A 16480-nucleotide genomic window follows, 5' to 3' on the forward strand; every position below is an offset into this window, starting at 1 on the left:
TGCGGGGGCACCCCGGGCCGGTGGCGGCCGGCCGGTCCGGTCAGAGCGGCCGGTCGGGTCGGGATGGTCGGGACGGGAGGGCCGGCGCGGAGCCGGCGGGCTGACCGGTCAGTTGCAGCCGCAGTCGCAGCAGCAGCCGTCGCAGCAGTCGCACCCGTCGCAGCAGTCCCCGTCACAGCAGTTGCAGCAGTCGCCGCAGCCGGGGTCGCCGCAGTCGCAGCAGTCGTGGCGCTGGCAGAACCCCTCGCGGCGCTGGCGGCTGAACGGGTCCTCGTGGTCGCAGCAGAGCAGCTGGCAGGTGCAGGCCATCAGGGCCCACATCGCGCACCCGGCGAGCAGGTTGCGGGGGTTCGGCGGCTTCTGGCCGGGCGGGGTGAAGCCCGGGCCCTGCGGCACCCACGGCGGGATCGGCGCCTGGCCCGGCGGCGTCTGCTGCGGCGGCGCCTGGTGCGGGTGCTCGCCCGTGGTGGCGCCGACGGCGCCGGTGGCACCGCCCGCGGTGTCCGGGCGGCGGCAGCTCGCGGTGTGCCGGGCGCGCCCGAAGACCCGCTCCACCGCGCGGTCGGTCTCGTGTCCGAGCAGGACGTGCACGAGGGTGCGGTCGGTCAGGTCGACCTCGCGCAGCGCGAGCCGGATGCCGTGGACGGCGTCGCGGCAGAGCCGTTCGGCCTCGGCGCGGTCGGTGCCGGTGGCGGTCAGCGGGTTCCAGGCGCCCGAGGCCGCGTCGGCGGCCTGGTCCTCGGCGGCGTCGAGGAGGTGGGCGAGCCGGCCGAACAGCCGCCCGGCCTCGGCGAGCGGGGCGGCGTTGCCGGGGCGTCCGGCGATCACGGCGGTGTGCGCGAAGGCGGCCGAGGTGGCGGTCTCGGTGGGCTCGGTGACCAGCAGGACGGAGCCGCCGGGGCGCAGCGAGCGCTCCAACTCGCCCTGCCGGGAGGCGGCGTCGAGCAGCACGGCGGTGTCGAAGCCGACGGTCGAGGCGCTGCCCGCGCTCTGCCGGTCCCAGCGCCGGGTGACGGCACGGGCTCCGGCGGCGACCGGGCGGCGGGCGAAGACGCCGTCGCGGTCCTCGACGTGGTCGCGGATCTTGACCGAGGCGAGCGCCAGCGAGACGGCGGCGGCGAGCCGGGCGCCCTCGCCCTTGGCGACGGAGGCGGTCCGCATGCCGCGCAGCGGGCACGGTCCGGCGGTGCGGCGCCAGGAGGAGTCCTCCCGGGCGGCCTGGGCCTCGACCAGGACGGAGATGATCAGACCGTCGTAGTTGGTCGCCGTCCGGGCGAGCTGTCCGTGGTCGTCCCGCAGCGCGAGGCAGAGCCCGCACAGGTGGGCCATCCAGGAGGTCTGCAGACGCTCGGACAATCGATGCCTACACGGTCTGATGATGCCGAACACGCTGGTCCCCCTCGCCTCACGGGCCGCCGACCGGCCACGATTCGCCGCACATCATATGATCAGCGCCCCTCCCTGGCCGAGGTCCCGTCAAGCCGCCGCCCGACGGGCGGGCGCACACCCCGCCCCGGCTCGGGGTGGACACCCCGCCCCGGCTCGGGGCGCCGCGTGCGCCGGGGCGGGGCTGCCGCCCGAAGGCTTCCGGTGACCCGGGGCCCCGGGGCCGACCCCGGTGAGTGGATCTCATATCCGGGATAGCATCGCGAATATGGGAATCGACGCGGCCGCCGACGAGCGGCTGGCACAACGACTCGCCGAGCTGAGGCTGGAACGCGGGTGGACCTTGGAGGAGTTGGCACGGCTGGCGGACGTCAGCCGGTCGACGCTGTCCCGGGTGGAGCGGGCGGAGGTCAGTCCGACGGCCGCGCTGCTCGGGCGGCTCTGCGCCGTGTACGGGCGGACCATGTCCCGGCTGCTCGCCGAGGTGGAGTCCGGGCCGGCCCGGCTGGTGCGGGCCGGGGAGCAGCAGGTGTGGCGGGACGGGACGACCGGGTTCGTCCGCCGGTCGGTCTCGCCGCCGCACGGCTCGCTGCGCGCGGAGATCATCGAGGGCCGGCTGCCGGCCGGCGCGGACATCGCCTACGACCGCGCCTGCACGCCGGGCCGGGAGCACCACCTCTGGCTGCTGGAGGGGAGCCTGGAGCTGACCGTGGACGGTGAGCCGCAGCCGCTCGGCCCCGGCGACTGCCTGCGCTACGTCGGCAGCACCAGCCGCTTCCGCAGCCTCGGCCCGGGCGAGGCCCGGTACGCGCTGGTGGTGGTCGAGCCGTGAGCGCCGCCACCGGGCCGATAGCGAAGGAGCCCGAGGAGAGCCCCGAGGGCAGCGGGGCGCCCGAGGAACCCGGGAAGCCCGGGGAGCCCAAGGAGCCCAAGGAGCGCTTCGACGCCGCCGGGCGCCGGGTCCTGCTGGTCTGCGTCGCGGGCGGCTTCACCACGCTGCTCGACCAGTCCGTCCTCAACACCTCCATCCCCGCCCTGCGCGAGACCCTGCACGCCGGGCCCGCCGACCTCCAGTGGATCGTCGCCGGCTACTCGCTCGCGTTCGGCCTCGCGCTGATCCCCGGCGGGCGGCTGGGCGACGTCAAGGGCCGCAAGTGGTTCTTCGTCACCGGCCTCGCCCTGTTCACCCTGGTCAGCCTGGTCTCCGCGACCGCCACCGAGCCCGGGGTGCTGATCGCCGCCCGGCTGCTCCAGGGCGTGGGCGCCGGCCTGGTCAACTCCCAGATGATCGGCACCCTCCAGGACGTCTTCGACGGCCAGCTGCGGGCCCGCGCCCTCGGCATGTACGCCGTCACCGGCGGCCTCGCCTTCACACTCGGCCCGCCGATCGGCGGCGCGGTGCTGGCCCTGGCCGGCCCCGAGGACGGCTGGCGGCTGACCTTCCTGCTCAACGTCCCCTTCGGCCTGGCCACCGTCGCCCTGGCGGCCCGCCACCTGCCGAAGCCCCGCCCCAGCGCCCGGAACGCCGACCTCGACGTCCTCGGCCTGCTGCTGGTCGGGGCACTCACCCTGGCCCTGATGCTGCCCTTCGTCCGGCCGCCCGGCTGGACCGGCTGGCTCGCCTTCGCGGCCGCCGTCCTGCTGCTGCTCGGCGCGCTCGCCTGGTGGCAGCGGCGCTACGCCCGGTCCGGCGGCCATCCGCTGATCCACCCGGCGCTCACCCGCTCCGCGCCGTACGCGCTCGGGACGGCCACCGCGATGGCCCAGTTCGGCTCCTCGCTCGCCGCCTCGCTGGTCCTGACCATGTTCCTCCAGGACGGCCTCGGCCTCTCCCCGATGGGCGCCGCGCTGGTCGCGCTGCCCTCCGCCGTGGCCATGGGCGTGGCCTCCGCGCTCGCCTGGCGGGTCGTCCAGCGCTACGGCCGACGCACCGTCACCGCCGGGATGGTCGGCTCCGCGCTCGCCATGCTGCTCAGCGGACTGCTCGCGCACTGGGCGCCCGCCGCCGTGCTGCCCTGGCTGCTGGCGCTCCTGCAACTGCTCGGCGGCGCCTCGGTCGGCCTGATGGGCTCCACCAACCAGGCGTACGTGCTGCGCCACGCGCCCGCCGAGGCGGCCGGCGTGAGCGGGGCGATCCTGCAGATGGCCCAGCGGATCGCGGCGGCCGTCGCGGTCTCGGCCCTGTCCGGGGTCTACCTGCGGGAGACCGTCGGCGGCGGCGGGCACCGCTCCGCCTACCTGACGGCGAGCATCGTGTGCGCCGCGGTGGCCGGACTCGCCGTCCTGGCCTCGGTGTTCGCCGGCCGCGCCACGGCCCGCGAGCAGCGCGACGGCGGACCGGTCGCGATGAGCCGAGGGCGAACGCCGGTCCGCTAGCCCGTGGCCGGCGCGTACCGTGGCGGGCATGACCGACGTACGGACCCGGACCGTGGACCTGCCCGAGGCGACGCTCGCCTACCGCGAGAGCGGACGGCCCGGCGGCCCGCCGCTGGTGCTGCTGCACGCCCTCGGCGAGCGCGCCGCCGACTGGGACACCGTCCTGCCGGACCTCGCCCCCGGCCACCACGTGTACGCGCTCGACCTGCGCGGCCACGGCGACAGCGCCCGCACCGCCGCCTACGCGCTGGAGGCGATGCGGGACGACGTGCTGGCCTTCCTCGACGCCCTCGGACTCGCCCGCGTCGACCTGGTCGGCCACTCGATGGGCGGCGCCGTCGCCTGCCTGCTCGCCCAGGCCGCGCCCGAGCGGATCGACCGGCTGGTGCTGGAGGAGATCCCCGCGCTGTACCCGCGCCCGGCGAGCGCGCCGCCCGAGCACCCGGACCCGGACGTGCACTTCGACTGGGCGGCGGTCCGGGCGGTCAGGGCCCAGCTCGACGACCCCGACCCGGCCTGGCGGGAGGGGCTGGCCAGGATCACCGCCCGCACCCTGGCCGTCGCCGGCGGCCCGGCCAGCCACGTCCCGCAGGAGCGGATCGCCGAACTCGCCCGGCTGATCCCGGACTGCCGGCTGGTCACCGTCGAGGCCGGGCACCTGGTGCAGGGTGCCCGGCCCGCCGGGTTCGTCGCCGCGGTGGCGCCCTTCCTGGCCCGCTGAGCCGCCGGGCCGCTGCCGCGGAGTGGGGCGCTGCCGTCGGGCGGGCCGCTGCCGCCGGGCGGGGCGGGGCGGGCGCCGGGCGGGGCGGGCGACGGATCGGTCAGACGCCGTGCTCGACGGGCAGCCGCCCGTTGCGCACCGCCGTCAGCAGGTCGGCGTGGTCGGCCTCGGTGCGGTCGGCGTAGGCCACCGCGAAGGCGGCGACGGCCTCGTCCAGCGCCTCGCTCTTGCCGCAGTACCCGGCCAGCAGGCCCGGGTCGGCGGTGTGCGAGTGCGCCCGGGCCAGCAGGGCGCCGGTGATCCGGGCGTAGTCGTCCAGCTGGCCCGGCAGCAGCGCCGCCGGGTCGACGCTGCCCTTGCGGTTGCGGAACTGCCGCACCTGGTACGGGAGTCCGTCGACCGTGGTCCAGCCCAGCAGGGTGTCGCTGACCACCTGCATGTGCTTCTGGCCGAGCACCACCCGGCGGCCCTCGTGCCCCTCCGCCGCCGGCCGCGGCCCGGCCGGCAGGTACGGCAGCAGCGCGGACGGGCGGGCCTCCTTCACCTGTAGCACCAGCGGCTGGTCCCGGTGGTCGGTGAGCAGCACCACGTACGAGCGGGTGCCCACACTGCCGGTGCCCACCACCCGGAACGCCACGTCCTGCACCCGGTAGCGGGACAGCAGGGTGCGCACCTCGGCCGGAACCGTCTCGACGTACGGGCCGAGCGCGTGCGCGACGGCGCGGGCGGTCGCGTCGGTCACCTCGGTGAGCACCGGGGGAGCGGCCGTGAACCGCCAACCGCCGTCCGCGGTACGGGCGGTGCTGCGGGCGGCGAACCGGGCGCTGGTGTTGCCGAGCGCCTTCGCGCCGACCTTGCGCAGCACCTCGGCGAGGTCGTGGGCCTCGGCGAAGGAGACCAACTGCTCGTCCGCGATGGCGTTCCAGGCGTCCAGCCCGGGCAGCTTGACGAGCGTGCGCACCGTCCGGCGGTAGGAGCCCGCCACGTGCTGGGCGGCCTCGCGCGCGGTGGTCTCGCTCGCCCCGGCCTCCCGGGCCGCCAGCACCAGGCTGGCGGCGAGCCGCTTGAGGTCCCACTCCCAGGGGCCGGGGACGGTCTCGTCGAAGTCGTTGATGTCCAGCACGATCTGGCCGCGCGCGTCGCCGTAGAGGCCGAAGTTCGCGGCGTGCGCGTCCCCGCAGAGCTGTGCGCCCACCCCGGTCACCGGGGTGCCCGCGAGGTCGGCGGCCATCAGTCCGGCCGAGCCGCGCAGGAACGCGAACGGGCCGGCGGCCATCCGGCCGACCCGGATCGGCACCAGCCGGTCTATTCGGCCGGCGTTGGAGGCCTCCAGCGCGGTCACGGCGGTCGGCCGGTCGGGGGCGGGCGCGAACTCCGCGTGCCGCTCCCGGGGCACCCGGGTCCGCAGCTCCTTGCCGCGCTCCCGCGCCCGCCCGTCCTGGGCCGAGGCGAACCCGGCCACCGCGAACCCGCGCCGGGTCCGCTCGTCCCGCCCCGCCGCCGACCCCGACCCGGCCGCCTCGGCCCCACCCACGTGCGCCACTGTCCCCGCCCGTCCCTTCCGGTCCTCGCCCCGCCCGCGACCTGCGCGGACGTTCATCGGGGGGAGTGACGTACGGGGTGGCGCGGTGGTTCCGGGAGGGGCGGGTCCGCTTGTGGGTCGCGGGGGCGGTGCGGGGTGCGTGGGGTCGCGGGGGCGGCGCGGGGTGCGTGGTGCGTGAGGAGGCGAGGGCCGGGGCGGAGCCCGTGGGGCGCGGGGTAGCGTGGGGCGGGTGAACGATCTTGGGGGGAGCGGTTCCCGGGCGCACCGGCGCACGCGGCTGGCGGCTGCGGCGGCAGCGGTGCTGACCGTGGCGGCCGGGCTGGGGGTACGAGCCGTGTTCGGCGGGGACTTCGCCAAGTGCGCCGGGGACGCGCTCTACACCGTCCTCCTGTACGCCCTGCTCGTGCTGGCCGTGCCGAGGCTGCGCCCCGGCCGGGCCGCCGCCGTGGCCGCCGCGCTCAGCTGGGCCGTGGAGCTGTTCCAGCTGACCGGACTGCCGGACGCCTGGGGGCGGCACAGCGTCCTGGCCCGGCTGGTGCTGGGCTCGACCTTCAACCCGCCGGACCTGCTCTGGTACCTGGTCGGCGCGGCCTGCGCCGGGGTGCTCCACCGGATGCTGCGGACCTCCCGGGTCGCGGCACCCGGCGGAGCCGTCTGAACGCGGCCGCCCGGGCAGGGTGAGCGGCCTGACGAACCGTCAGAGCGGAAGCAGGTCCGGGCGCTTGGGCTCGACGTGGTCGCCCGAGGACTCGCCGCGCAGGCGCCGGCCGACCCAGGGCAGCAGGTACTCGCGGGCCCACTGGATGTTCTCCCGCCGCTGGTCGGCGGGGGTGAGCACAAGGGCGTCCGGCCACGGGGCCTCCGGGTCCTGCGCGGTGCGCAGGCCCAGCGAGCGGGCGGCCAGCAGGGCGACCCGCTGGTGCCCCTCGGGGGACAGGTGCAGACGGTCCTCGCTCCACGCACGGCGGTCCTGCACCGCGCGCAGCGACCACAGGTCGGCCACCTTGCAGCCGTTGCGGTCGGCGACGGCGCGCATGTGCCCGTTGTAGGTGGCGATCTTGCCGCGCAGGTGCTTCAGCAGCGGCACGTCCTTGGTGTCGAAGCCGGTGCAGATCAGCACCGTCCTGGCGCTTTCGGTGAGTTGGACGACGGCGGCCTCGAAGCGCTCGGCCACCTCGTCCGGGTCGGCGCCCGGCCGGAGGATGTCGTTGCCGCCCGCGCAGAAGGTGACCAGGTCGGGCTGGAGGCGCTGGACCTGCGGCACCTGCTCGGTGGTGATCTGGTCCAGCAGCCGGCCGCGCACGGCGAGGTTGGCGTAGCGGAAGGCGCCCGGCGGGCGCCCGTCGGCGAGGATCCCGGCGAGGCGGTCGGCCCAGCCGGCGAACCTGCCGTCGACGCCGGGGTCGTTCAGACCCTCGGTGAAGCTGTCGCCGATGGCGGCATACGAATCGAGGTCAAGGGTCTCCTGGAGATTCGGCATGAAAGAGATAGTTCACCCAATCAAGTGACCTACGCCACCGTAGGTGCCACCGGCGGCACGTGAGATGGACCACGTGCCCTCGTGGGCCCCTTCCGCCCGCAGAGAGCCGGTCCCCGGAAAGCACAAGATCCGCGCCCCCTTCCGCTTTCCGGCCGGTCCGGCGGATGCTCGAAGGGAGCGGCCGGTCCGGCCGCCGTCCTCCCGGGGGAAGGCACCCATGACCACCGATCCGCGCCCCGACCCGCCCGAGAACTGGTCGATCGACGACCGGTGCACCAACTGCGACGTCGCCCGGCAGCTCGCGCCCGACCTGGTCCGCGAGCACGCGGGCCGCTCGGTGCTGGTCCGCCAGCCGCGCGACGCGGCCGAGCGCGGGCAGCTGCTCGCCGCCGCCCACGCCTGCCCGACCCGTTCCATCCGCCCGGGCGCCGGGCCGCTGGACCGGGCCGGGGACCCGTTCCCGCTGGCCCTCGCCGACGACCTGCTGCTGCTCGGCCACAACTCCCGGCAGACCGCGGGCGCCAACTCCTACCTCTGTCGCCGTCCCACCGGCTGGGTGATGGTCGACACGCCGCGCTACAGCGAGGCCCTCGCCGCCCGGTACGCCGCTCTCGGCCCGGTCACCGACGTCCTGCTCACGCACCGCGACCACGCCGCGCACGGCCGGGCGTACGCCGACCGGTTCGGCGCCCGGCTCTGGATCCACGAGGGCGATCTGGCGGCCGCCCCCGACGCCGACCGGGTGCTGCGCGGCACCGCGCCGACGGAGGTCTCGCCCGGCCTGGTCGCCCACCCGTTCCCCGGCCACACCCGGGGCAGCGTGCTCTTCGTCGCGGACGAGCGGTACTGCTTCAGCGGGGACAGCCTGTACTGGTCCCGCACCACCGGGGACATCGAGGTGGTGGAGTCGGTCACCTGGTACTCGATCGAGGAGCTCGCCGCCTCACTGCGGCGCGGCCTCGGCGTGCTGCGCTTCGAGTGGCTGCTGCCCGGCCACGGCGACCGGCGCCGGATGTCCGCCGAGGAGGCGGACCGCCGGCTGCGGTCGCTGGCCGAGCGGTGCCGGGAGCTGCGGCCGAGGCCCGTGGACTTCGGCGCGGTCCGCTGGTAGCCGACGGCCCGCCGGTACGGGACGGCCCGCCGGTAGCCGGTGGCCGGCAGCCGGGGGCGCGGCCCGCCGACCGACGCCGGAGGGTCGGTGCGCCGGTGCCTGCGCCGGGTGCGCGGGGGTGTGCGACCGCCGGGAGCGCCCACCCGGGTGTGCGAACGGTTCCGTCGGGGCAGCCGCCTTGGGAACGAAGGTGTCCGGCCCCGCGAACCCCGAACTCCGTGCGACGAACTCCCCTCGATCCAAGGATGGTTGAGCCATGCTCACGCAGACCCCGGAGCGCCACGCCCGGCCGCGGCGCTACCTGATGTGCCGGCCGACGTACTTCACCGTGGACTACGCGATCAACCCGTGGATGGACCCCACCCAGCCCACCGACACCGCGCTCGCCCTGCGGCAGTGGGAGCGGCTCTACTGGACGTACCGCCGGCTCGGCCACACCGTCGAGCTGATCGACCCGGTGCCGGGCCTGCCCGACATGGTGTACGCCGCCAACGGCGCCACCGTCCTGGACGGTCGCGCCCTGGTCGCCACCTTCCGCTACCCGGAGCGGGCCGCCGAGTCGGAGGCCTACCTGGCCTGGTTCCGCGAGCGCGGCTACCGCGAGGTGCGCCGGGCCGGGCACGTCAACGAGGGCGAGGGCGACCACCTGGTGGTGGGTCGCCGGGTGCTCGCCGGGACGGGATTCCGCACCTCGCGCGCCGCGCACGCCGAGGCCGGGGAACTGTTCGGCGTCCCGGTGGTCAGCCTGACCCTGGTCGACCCGCGCTTCTACCACCTGGACACCGCGCTGGCGGTGCTCGCCGACGACCACGTCATGTACTACCCGGAGGCCTTCGACGCCGACAGCCGTTCGGTGCTGCGCGCGCTCTACCCGGACGCGATCCTCGCCGACCGGGCCGACGCCGAGGTGTTCGGGCTCAACGCGGTCTCGGACGGCCGCCGGGTGCTGCTGCCGGAGGCCGCCAAGAACCTGGCCGGCCGGCTGACCGAGCACGGCTACCAGCCCGTCCCGGTGGACGTCTCGGAGCTGCTGAAGGGCGGCGGCGGGGCGAAGTGCTGCACCCTGGAGCTCAGGCCGGAGTGACGGTGCCGTCCCGAGTGCCCTCCCCGGTGCCGTCCCGGATGCCGTCCCGGGCGCCGTCCGGCGCCGGCGCCGCGGTGACCAGCAGCACCTCCAGGGTGCGCGGCCCGTGCACCCCCTCCACCCGGTCCAGCTCGATGTCGCTGGTGGCGGACGGGCCCGAGATCCAGGTCTGCGGCCGTACCGGATCGAGCCGGGGCAGCGCGAGCGGCACCGAGGCGACGACCTGCTCCGGGGCCCGCACCACGCAGACGTGGTGGTCGGGGACGAGCGAGAGCAGCCGCCGCCCCTGGCCCGGTCCGGCGTCCAGCACGATCGTCCCGGTCTCGGCGACGGCCAGCGCGCAGCCGGTCACCACGCTGTCCACGGCGTCCAGCCGGGCGGCGGTCAACGTCCCCTCGTCCGGCAGGAGTTCGACCCCCTCGGCCTCGGCCGCGGTGAGCCAGTCGGCCGGCAGTCCGGCCGGCACCACGACCGTCCGGCTGCCCCGCTCGACCAGCAACCCGGCGATCCGCCGCGGCAGTTCGTCCTCGTGGCAGCGGTGCACCAGGGCCCGGTAGTCGGCCAGGTTGCGGTGCAGCAGGTCGAGCAGCGCCGCCGGGTCGTCCGTCGGCACGTGGGCCGTCAGGTAGTCGCGGGGCAGCGGCTGTTCGGCCATCCCGGCGGTGTCGCCGAGCGCGGCCCGGATCCGGCCGAGCACCAACTCCCGGGAGTTCGAAGGCGAGTTGGGCCGGTCAGGCTGGTCGGATGCGGTCATGCGCGGTTCCTCCGCCACCAGTCGCGGAACGGTTCGGCCGGCACCTCCGGCAGGTCCCGGGTGTCGGTCCAGGCCCGCCCCGGCCCGGGCAGCCTGCGCGGGTGCAGCGACCGGGTGCGCCCGGCCAGCCGCTCGGCGGCGGCGAGCGCCGCCGGGTGGTCCAGCACGAAGCCGGCGGCGGCCATCGCGGTCCGCTCCAGCGGGTGCCCGCCCTGCTCGGCGACCCGCTCGCGCAGGTGCACCAGCACCTCGGGGATGTCGATCGCCACCGGGCAGACCTCGTAGCAGGCCCCGCAGAGCGAGGAGGCGTACGGCAGCGAGGCGTCCACCGGGCTCGCGGTGCCGCGCAGTTGGGGCGTGAGGATGGCGCCGATCGGCCCCGGGTAGACCGAGCCGTAGGCGTGCCCGCCGGCCCGCTCGTACACCGGGCAGACGTTGAGGCAGGCCGAGCAGCGGATGCAGCGCAGCGCCTGGCGGCCGACCTGGTCGGCGAGCGCGGCGGTGCGGCCGTTGTCCAGCAGCACCAGGTGGAACTCGGACGGGCCGTCGCCCTCCGTCGTCCCGGTCCAGAGCGAGGTGTACGGGTTCATCCGCTCGGCGGTGGAGGAGCGGGGGAGCAGCTGGAGGAAGACCTCCAGGTCCCGCCAGGTCGGCACGACCTTCTCGATCCCGACCACCGAGATCAGCGTGCGCGGCAGCGTGAGGCACATCCGGCCGTTGCCCTCGGACTCGACCACCACCAGGGTGCCGGTCTCGGCGACCATGAAGTTGGCGCCGGAGACGGCGACTTCGGCGCGCAGGAACTTCTCCCGCAGGTGCAGCCGGGCGGCCTCGGCGAGTTCGGCGGGCGAGTCGGTGAGACCCCTGGGTGCCGGGCGGCCCCAGGAGGCCATCCGGTCGGCGAAGACCTCCCGGATCTCCGCCCGGTTGCGGTGGATCGCCGGCACCAGGATGTGCGAGGGCCGGTCGTCGCCCAACTGCACGATCAGCTCGGCGAGATCGGTCTCGTAGGCGGTGATCCCCTCGGCCGCCAGCGCCTCGTTGAGCTCGATCTCCTGGGTGGCCATCGACTTGACCTTGACGACCTCGGTCCGCCCGGTGGCCCTGACCAGTCCGGCGACGATCCGGTTGGCCTCCTCGGCGTCGGCGGCCCAGTGCACGGTGCCGCCGGCCGCCGTGACGGACTCCTCCAACTGGAGGAGGTAGCGGTCGAGGTGGCGCAGCGTGTGGTCCTTGATCGCCTTCCCGGCGGCGCGCAGCCGCTCCCAGTCGGCGAGTTCGGCGACCGCCCGGGCCCGCTTGTCGCGGATGGTGCGGGTGGCGTGCCGCAGGTTGGCGCGCAGCCGCTCGTCCCGTACGGCCTTGGCGGCGGCCTGCGGGAAGGCGGGCATGCCGAGGAACGTACCGGTCACGCGGGCCTCCAGGGGTGCTCCTCGGTGCTGGCCAGGATCTCCGCCAGGTGCAGCGGCCGCAGCGGCGCGCCCTGGCGGCGCAGGGTGCCGCCGAGGTGCAGCAGGCAGGAGTTGTCGGCGCCGCACAGCACACGGGCGCCGGTGCCGAGCGCGTTGGCGATCTTGTCCTCGGCCATGGCCGCCGAGACCGCCGCGTTCTTGACCGCGAAGGTGCCGCCGAAGCCGCAGCACTCCTCGGCCCCGGGCAGCTCGACCAGCTCCAGGCCCTCGACGGCGCCCAGCAGCCGGCGCGGGCGCTCGCCGAGGCCGAGCAGGCGCAGGCCGTGGCAGGAGGGGTGGTAGGTGACGGTGTGCGGGAAGTACGCGCCGACGTCCTCGACGCCGAGCACGTCGGTCAGGAACTCGGTCAGCTCGACCACCCGGGGCACCAGATCGGTGGCCAGGTCGGCGAGTTCGGTGCCCCGGCCCTCGGTGGCGGCCCTGGCGCCGATCCGGGGGTAGTTGTCCCGGACCATCGCCACGCAGGAGCCCGAGGGCGTCACCACGTGGTCGTACCCGGCGAAGGCCTTCGCCGTCCGCCGGACCAGCGGTTCGCAGCCCCTGCGGTAGCCGGTGTTGTACTGCGGCTGCCCGCAACAGGTCTGCCCGGCGGGGAAGTCCACCGTCACGCCGAGCCGTTCCAGCAGCCGGACGGTGGCCACCGCCGTGGCGGGGAACAGCGCGTCGTTGACGCAGGTGGCGAACAGCGCGACCCGCATCCGGGCTCCCTTCTGCCGAACCGGACTCCCGCCGGACGCCCGAACCGCCGGACGCCCGAACCGCCGGGCGTCCGAACCACCGAATGCCCGAACCGCCGGACGCCGGAAGCCGAACGGCACCGGACCGCTCGTGATCGTACCGAGCGGACCGGTGCCGCGGTGGGACTTCGGCCGTGCGGCCTCGACCTGGTGCTCAGCCCCGGGCCGGGCCTCAGGGACTCAGGGCCTCAGGGACTCAGGGACTCAGGGCCGTAGGGCGTCAGGCGCCGAGCCAGAGGTCCGGCCCGAACACCTCGTAGTGGATGTCCGCCGCCGCGACGCCCGCGGTCAGCAGCTGCTCGCGGACGGCGCGCAGGAAGGGGAGCGGTCCGCAGAGGTAGGCGGTGGTGCCGGCCGGGACCTCGACGGTGGAGAGGTCCACCAGGCCGGTGCGCTCGGCCGGCCACTCGCCGAGCGGCTGCTCGTAGAAGACGTGCGAGTCCGCGTTCGGCAGGTCGGCGGTGAGCCGTGCCAGTTCGGCCCGGAAGGCGTGGCTCAGCTGGTCGCGGTCGCCGTGCACGGAGACGATCCGCCGGGTGGAGCCGGTGGTGGCGAGGTGGTCGAGCATGGCGGTCATCGGGGTGTTGCCGATGCCGGCGGACGCGAGCAGCACCGGGCCGTCGCCGTCGGCCAGGGCGATGTCGCCCAGCGGGGGCGCCAGTTCGACGGGGTCGCCGGCCTTCAGGTGGTCGTGCAGGTGGCTGGAGACCTCGCCGCCGTCCTCGCGCTTGACGCTGAAGCGCAGGGCGCCGGCGGCGCCGCCGGAGAGGCTGTACTGGCGGATCTGCCGTGCGCCGTCGGCCAGTTCGGTGCGCACCGAGACGTACTGGCCGGGGCGGAAGGCCGGGACGGGGCGGCCGTCGGTGGGGCGGACCAGGTAGCTGGTGACGGCCTCGGTCTCCTGGTGGCGGGCGATCACGGTGTAGGGGCGCCACAGGTCGGCCGGGTCGCCGCCGGCGGCGACCTCGGCGCGCAGCCGGTCCTCGACGGCGATCAGCGCGTTGGCCATCAGCCAGTAGACCTCGTCCCAGGCGGCGGCGACCTCGGGGGTGACGGCCTCGCCGAGCACCTCCACGATGGCGGCGAACAGGTGCTCGTGGACGATCTTGTACTGGCTGTTGTCGATGCCGACCGAGACGTGCTTGTGGGCGATGCGGGCGAGCATCGCGTCCGGCCGCTGGTCCGGGTTGGCGATCAGGGCGGTGGCGAAGGCGGCTATCGAGCCGGCCAGCGCCTCGCGCTGGGTGCCGTTGGCCTGGTTGCCCCGGTTGAAGAGGTCGCGCAGCAGCTCCGGGTGCGCGGCGAACAGCCGGTCGTAGAAGCGCGGGGTGATGTCGCCGATGGCGGCGCCCACGACGGGCAGGGTGGCCTCGATGACCTCGGTGGACTTCGCGGACAGCATCAGTCGGGCTCCTAACTGGTATCTGAGATTCGTATTAAAGGCCGTGGAGAGGTGCGCGGCCCCGGGTGGGCCGATCGGCCGGTGGCTCCGGCGGTCTCGGTGGGCCGATCAGCCGGTGGGTCCGGCGGTCTCGGTGGGTCGGGCCGTGCCGACGGGGCCGGCGGTGAGGCTGAGCAGGACCGGTCCGGTGGGGGAGGCCACCAGGTCGTCGATGGAGAGGTGGTCGAGCGCGGCGAAGAACGCCTCCTGGGCGCCCCGCAGCACTCCGCGCAGCCGGCACGCGGCCCGCAGCGGACAGGGCGGGTCGTCCTCGCAGCCGACCACGTCGCCGACCCCCTCCAGCTCCCGCAGCAGCAGTCCGAGCGAACCGGTCCGCCCGGCGAAGGTGAGCATCAGCCCGCCGCCGCGACCGCGCCGGGCCTCCACCACCCCCAGGTGCTGCAGTCGGCTGACCACCTTCGCCGCGTGGGTGTACGGCACGCCGACCGACGCGGCCACCTCGCGGGTGGTCGGGTTGTCGCCCTCGCCCAGGACGGCCAGTCGCATGGCGATCCGCAGGGCGATGTCGGTGCTCTTGGTCAGCCTCACGTTCGGAACGCTATCGAATGCGACTCCTCAACTCCAATTTTCTGCACGACTTCGATCGAGACCCTGGTCACGTCGACCCGGAGCCCTCGGCCGGGTGGGTCGGGACGGGTCTGGGCGGGTCGGGGCAGGCCCGGGCGGGTCCGGACAGGTCCGTACACCCTCGCATGGCGATCGGATCTGAACATTTGGCGACATTAGTAGTCAGTCCCTGACGGAAAGTCAGGGCGACTTCTACGCTTCCCCCGGCTCCGAACCCACCACAGCACCACCACGCGTTCGTCCGTGCCGAGCAGTTGGAGAGACCCGTGAGAACACCCCGCACACCCCGTCGCACCCGGACGGCCGTGGCCGCGATATCCGCGACCACGGCCGCACTGCTGTCGCTGCCCGCGACGGCCGAGGCCGTCACGCCGCCGCCGGCCGTCGCCGCGCACCTGGCGGTGGCGCCGTACCCGGCGGGCGTCGCGCTGACGCCGGACGGCGGCCACGCCTATGTGACCAGCCAGAGCAGCGGCGCCGTCAGCGTGCTCGACACCGCGAGCAACACCGTGTCCGGCGGCTTCACCGCCGGGTCCGGCTCGTACGCCGTGGCCGTGTCGCCCGACGGGCACCGGGCCTACCTGACCCACCACCTGGACAACACCGTCAGCGTCGTGGACACCGCGACCAACGCCGTCACCGCGACCGTCCCGGTCGGCGCCCAGCCCTGGGGCCTCGCCCTCGCGCCGAACGGCTCCCGCGCCTACGTGAGCAACGCCGCCGCCGACACCGTGAGCGTGCTGGACACGTCGTCCGACACCGTGACCGCCACCGTGCCGGTCGGTGCCGAGCCGCACGGCCTGGCCGTCTCCCCGGACGGCACCCGGCTGTACGTCGCCGCGTCCGGCGCCAAGGCCGTCACCGTGGTCGACACCGCGAGCGGCACGGTGAGCGGCACCGTCCCGGTCGGCCACGGCGTCTTCGGCCTCGCGCTCAGCCCGGACGGCACCCGACTGTGGGCCGCCGACGGCGACGACGGCACCGCCGCCGTGATCGACACCGCGGCCGGCACGGTCGTCGGCACCGTCGCCGTCGGCTCCGGCCCCTACGCGGTGACCGTCTCCCCGGACGGCGCGGCGGCCTACGTCTCCAACTACGCCGACAACACCCTGAGCGTGGTGGACACCGCGAGCCGGACGGTCACCGCGACCGTCCCGGTGGGCGCCGGCCCGTACAGCCTGGCCCTGACCGCCGACGGGCGGCGCGGCTACCTCGCCGACTTCACCGGCAACGCCGTCGACGTGGTGACCTTCCCGCTGCCGGTGCCGGACGTGACCGCGATCAGCCCGAACGGCGGCTCCGGGACGGGCGGCACCACGGTGACCATCACCGGCACCGACCTGGCCGGCGCGACCGCCGTGACCTTCGGCGCGGCCGGCGCCGCCACCTCGTTCGGCTGCACGAAGACCAGCTGCACCGCGACCGCCCCCGCCACCACCGTCGCCGGACCGGTGGACGTGCGGGTCACCGGGCCCGGCGGCACCAGCGCGGCCGTCGCCGCCGACCGCTTCACCTACACCGCTCCCGCCGCCCACCTGGGCGTCGCGCTCACCGCGACCCCGGTCACCGGGCTGCTCTCCAGTCGGGTCGACTACACCGTCACCCTCACCGGCCAGGGCCCCGACCCGGTGACCGCGGCCACCGTCGCCGCCGACCTGCCCGCCGGGCTGACCGCGACCTCCGGCGACTGCACCGTCGCCGCCGGGAAGCTGAGCTGCGCGCTGACCGCGCCGCTGGCCAAGGGCGCGAGCACCACCCGGCACTTCTCGATCGGCGTCGGCCTGCTC

Annotated in this window: 15 protein-coding genes; 7 read left to right on the plus strand and 8 right to left on the minus strand. The window is 75.4% G+C overall.

All coding sequences use genetic code 11. The features are described from left to right. Positions 1-108 precede the first annotated feature (108 nt). A complete protein-coding gene (locus tag ACFU6K_RS09770) occupies positions 109-1389 on the minus strand; it encodes a DUF5685 family protein (RefSeq protein WP_380661980.1) in 1281 nt (426 codons plus the stop codon). A 265-nt stretch (positions 1390-1654) separates the two neighbouring features. Between ACFU6K_RS09770 and ACFU6K_RS09775 the strand changes: the two genes are divergently transcribed. The 3 genes from ACFU6K_RS09775 to ACFU6K_RS09785 are packed head-to-tail and all read left to right on the plus strand — an operon-like array spanning position 1655 to position 4483. Further along, positions 1655-2218: a helix-turn-helix domain-containing protein gene (locus tag ACFU6K_RS09775; protein ID WP_380661982.1), complete on the plus strand. Its 564-nt coding sequence runs from the start codon at positions 1655-1657 to the stop codon at positions 2216-2218. Further along, positions 2215-3762: an MFS transporter gene (locus ACFU6K_RS09780; protein WP_380661983.1), complete on the plus strand. Its 1548-nt coding sequence runs from the start codon at positions 2215-2217 to the stop codon at positions 3760-3762. The genes ACFU6K_RS09775 and ACFU6K_RS09780 overlap by 4 nt, the downstream gene beginning before the upstream one ends. A 28-nt stretch (positions 3763-3790) precedes the next feature. Further along, positions 3791-4483 carry an alpha/beta fold hydrolase gene (locus ACFU6K_RS09785; RefSeq protein WP_380661985.1) on the plus strand — a complete coding sequence of 231 codons (693 nt, stop codon included), beginning with the start codon at positions 3791-3793 and terminating at the stop codon, positions 4481-4483. A 100-nt stretch (positions 4484-4583) separates the two neighbouring features. On the opposite strand, the gene ACFU6K_RS09790 is transcribed toward ACFU6K_RS09785, so the two are convergent. Continuing rightward, positions 4584-6083 (minus strand): DUF2252 domain-containing protein, encoded by a 1500-nt coding sequence (locus ACFU6K_RS09790; RefSeq protein ID WP_380661987.1) that lies wholly within the window; start codon positions 6081-6083, stop codon positions 4584-4586. Positions 6084-6255: 172 nt separating this feature from the next. Between ACFU6K_RS09790 and ACFU6K_RS09795 the strand changes: the two genes are divergently transcribed. Continuing rightward, a complete protein-coding gene (locus tag ACFU6K_RS09795; RefSeq protein WP_380661988.1) occupies positions 6256-6684 on the plus strand; it encodes a DUF2809 domain-containing protein in 429 nt (142 codons plus the stop codon). A 39-nt stretch (positions 6685-6723) separates the two neighbouring features. Here the strand turns inward: ACFU6K_RS09795 and ACFU6K_RS09800 are convergent, their stop codons facing one another. Then, a complete protein-coding gene (locus tag ACFU6K_RS09800; RefSeq protein WP_380661990.1) occupies positions 6724-7506 on the minus strand; it encodes an SGNH/GDSL hydrolase family protein in 783 nt (260 codons plus the stop codon). A 217-nt stretch (positions 7507-7723) separates the two neighbouring features. Between ACFU6K_RS09800 and ACFU6K_RS09805 the strand changes: the two genes are divergently transcribed. Further along, positions 7724-8617 (plus strand): 4Fe-4S domain-containing protein, encoded by an 894-nt coding sequence (locus ACFU6K_RS09805; protein ID WP_380661991.1) that lies wholly within the window; start codon positions 7724-7726, stop codon positions 8615-8617. Positions 8618-8873: 256 nt separating this feature from the next. Beyond that, positions 8874-9701 carry a dimethylargininase gene (gene ddaH, locus ACFU6K_RS09810; RefSeq protein ID WP_380661992.1) on the plus strand — a complete coding sequence of 276 codons (828 nt, stop codon included), beginning with the start codon at positions 8874-8876 and terminating at the stop codon, positions 9699-9701. Here ddaH and ACFU6K_RS09815 read toward each other — a convergent pair. The 5 genes from ACFU6K_RS09815 to ACFU6K_RS09835 form a co-directional block, all read right to left on the minus strand. Then, on the minus strand, positions 9688-10455 hold the full coding sequence (locus ACFU6K_RS09815) for a lactate utilization protein C (protein WP_380661993.1): 768 nt from the start codon (positions 10453-10455) through the stop codon (positions 9688-9690). The two genes, ddaH and ACFU6K_RS09815, sit on opposite strands and share 14 nt — an antisense overlap. Continuing rightward, positions 10452-11867 (minus strand): lactate utilization protein B, encoded by a 1416-nt coding sequence (locus ACFU6K_RS09820; RefSeq protein ID WP_380661994.1) that lies wholly within the window; start codon positions 11865-11867, stop codon positions 10452-10454. The genes ACFU6K_RS09815 and ACFU6K_RS09820 overlap by 4 nt, the downstream gene beginning before the upstream one ends. Further along, on the minus strand, positions 11864-12625 hold the full coding sequence (locus ACFU6K_RS09825; protein WP_380661996.1) for a (Fe-S)-binding protein: 762 nt from the start codon (positions 12623-12625) through the stop codon (positions 11864-11866). Before ACFU6K_RS09825 ends, ACFU6K_RS09820 begins: the two co-directional genes overlap by 4 nt. 259 nt (positions 12626-12884) lie before the next feature. After that, positions 12885-14066 (minus strand): globin domain-containing protein, encoded by a 1182-nt coding sequence (locus ACFU6K_RS09830; protein WP_380661997.1) that lies wholly within the window; start codon positions 14064-14066, stop codon positions 12885-12887. A gap of 108 nt (positions 14067-14174) precedes the next feature. Beyond that, complete coding sequence (locus ACFU6K_RS09835; protein ID WP_380661998.1) at positions 14175-14654, minus strand: RrF2 family transcriptional regulator; 480 nt, start codon at positions 14652-14654, stop codon at positions 14175-14177. Positions 14655-14998: 344 nt separating this feature from the next. On the opposite strand from ACFU6K_RS09835, the gene ACFU6K_RS09840 reads away from it, so the two are divergent. Then, positions 14999-16480: beta-propeller fold lactonase family protein (locus ACFU6K_RS09840; protein WP_380661999.1), on the plus strand; the 1482-nt coding region annotated here is incomplete at its 3' end.

The sequence above is a fragment of the Kitasatospora sp. NPDC057512 genome (genome assembly GCF_042802135.1).
In the GTDB taxonomy this organism is placed as follows: domain Bacteria; phylum Actinomycetota; class Actinomycetes; order Streptomycetales; family Streptomycetaceae; genus Kitasatospora.

What these genes read in the sequence shown, in the direction of transcription:
- ACFU6K_RS09775 (WP_380661982.1), top strand. Translation starts at nt 1,655, where the DNA reads ATGGGAATCGACGCGGCCGCCGACGAGCGGCTGGCACAACGACTCGCC.
- ACFU6K_RS09785 (WP_380661985.1), top strand. Translation starts at nt 3,791, where the DNA reads ATGACCGACGTACGGACCCGGACCGTGGACCTGCCCGAGGCGACGCTC.
- ACFU6K_RS09790 (WP_380661987.1), bottom strand. Translation starts at nt 6,083, where the DNA reads ATGAACGTCCGCGCAGGTCGCGGGCGGGGCGAGGACCGGAAGGGACGG.
- ACFU6K_RS09800 (WP_380661990.1), bottom strand. Translation starts at nt 7,506, where the DNA reads ATGCCGAATCTCCAGGAGACCCTTGACCTCGATTCGTATGCCGCCATC.
- ACFU6K_RS09805 (WP_380661991.1), top strand. Translation starts at nt 7,724, where the DNA reads ATGACCACCGATCCGCGCCCCGACCCGCCCGAGAACTGGTCGATCGAC.
- ddaH (WP_380661992.1), top strand. Translation starts at nt 8,874, where the DNA reads ATGCTCACGCAGACCCCGGAGCGCCACGCCCGGCCGCGGCGCTACCTG.
- ACFU6K_RS09815 (WP_380661993.1), bottom strand. Translation starts at nt 10,455, where the DNA reads ATGACCGCATCCGACCAGCCTGACCGGCCCAACTCGCCTTCGAACTCC.
- ACFU6K_RS09825 (WP_380661996.1), bottom strand. Translation starts at nt 12,625, where the DNA reads ATGCGGGTCGCGCTGTTCGCCACCTGCGTCAACGACGCGCTGTTCCCC.
- ACFU6K_RS09830 (WP_380661997.1), bottom strand. Translation starts at nt 14,066, where the DNA reads ATGCTGTCCGCGAAGTCCACCGAGGTCATCGAGGCCACCCTGCCCGTC.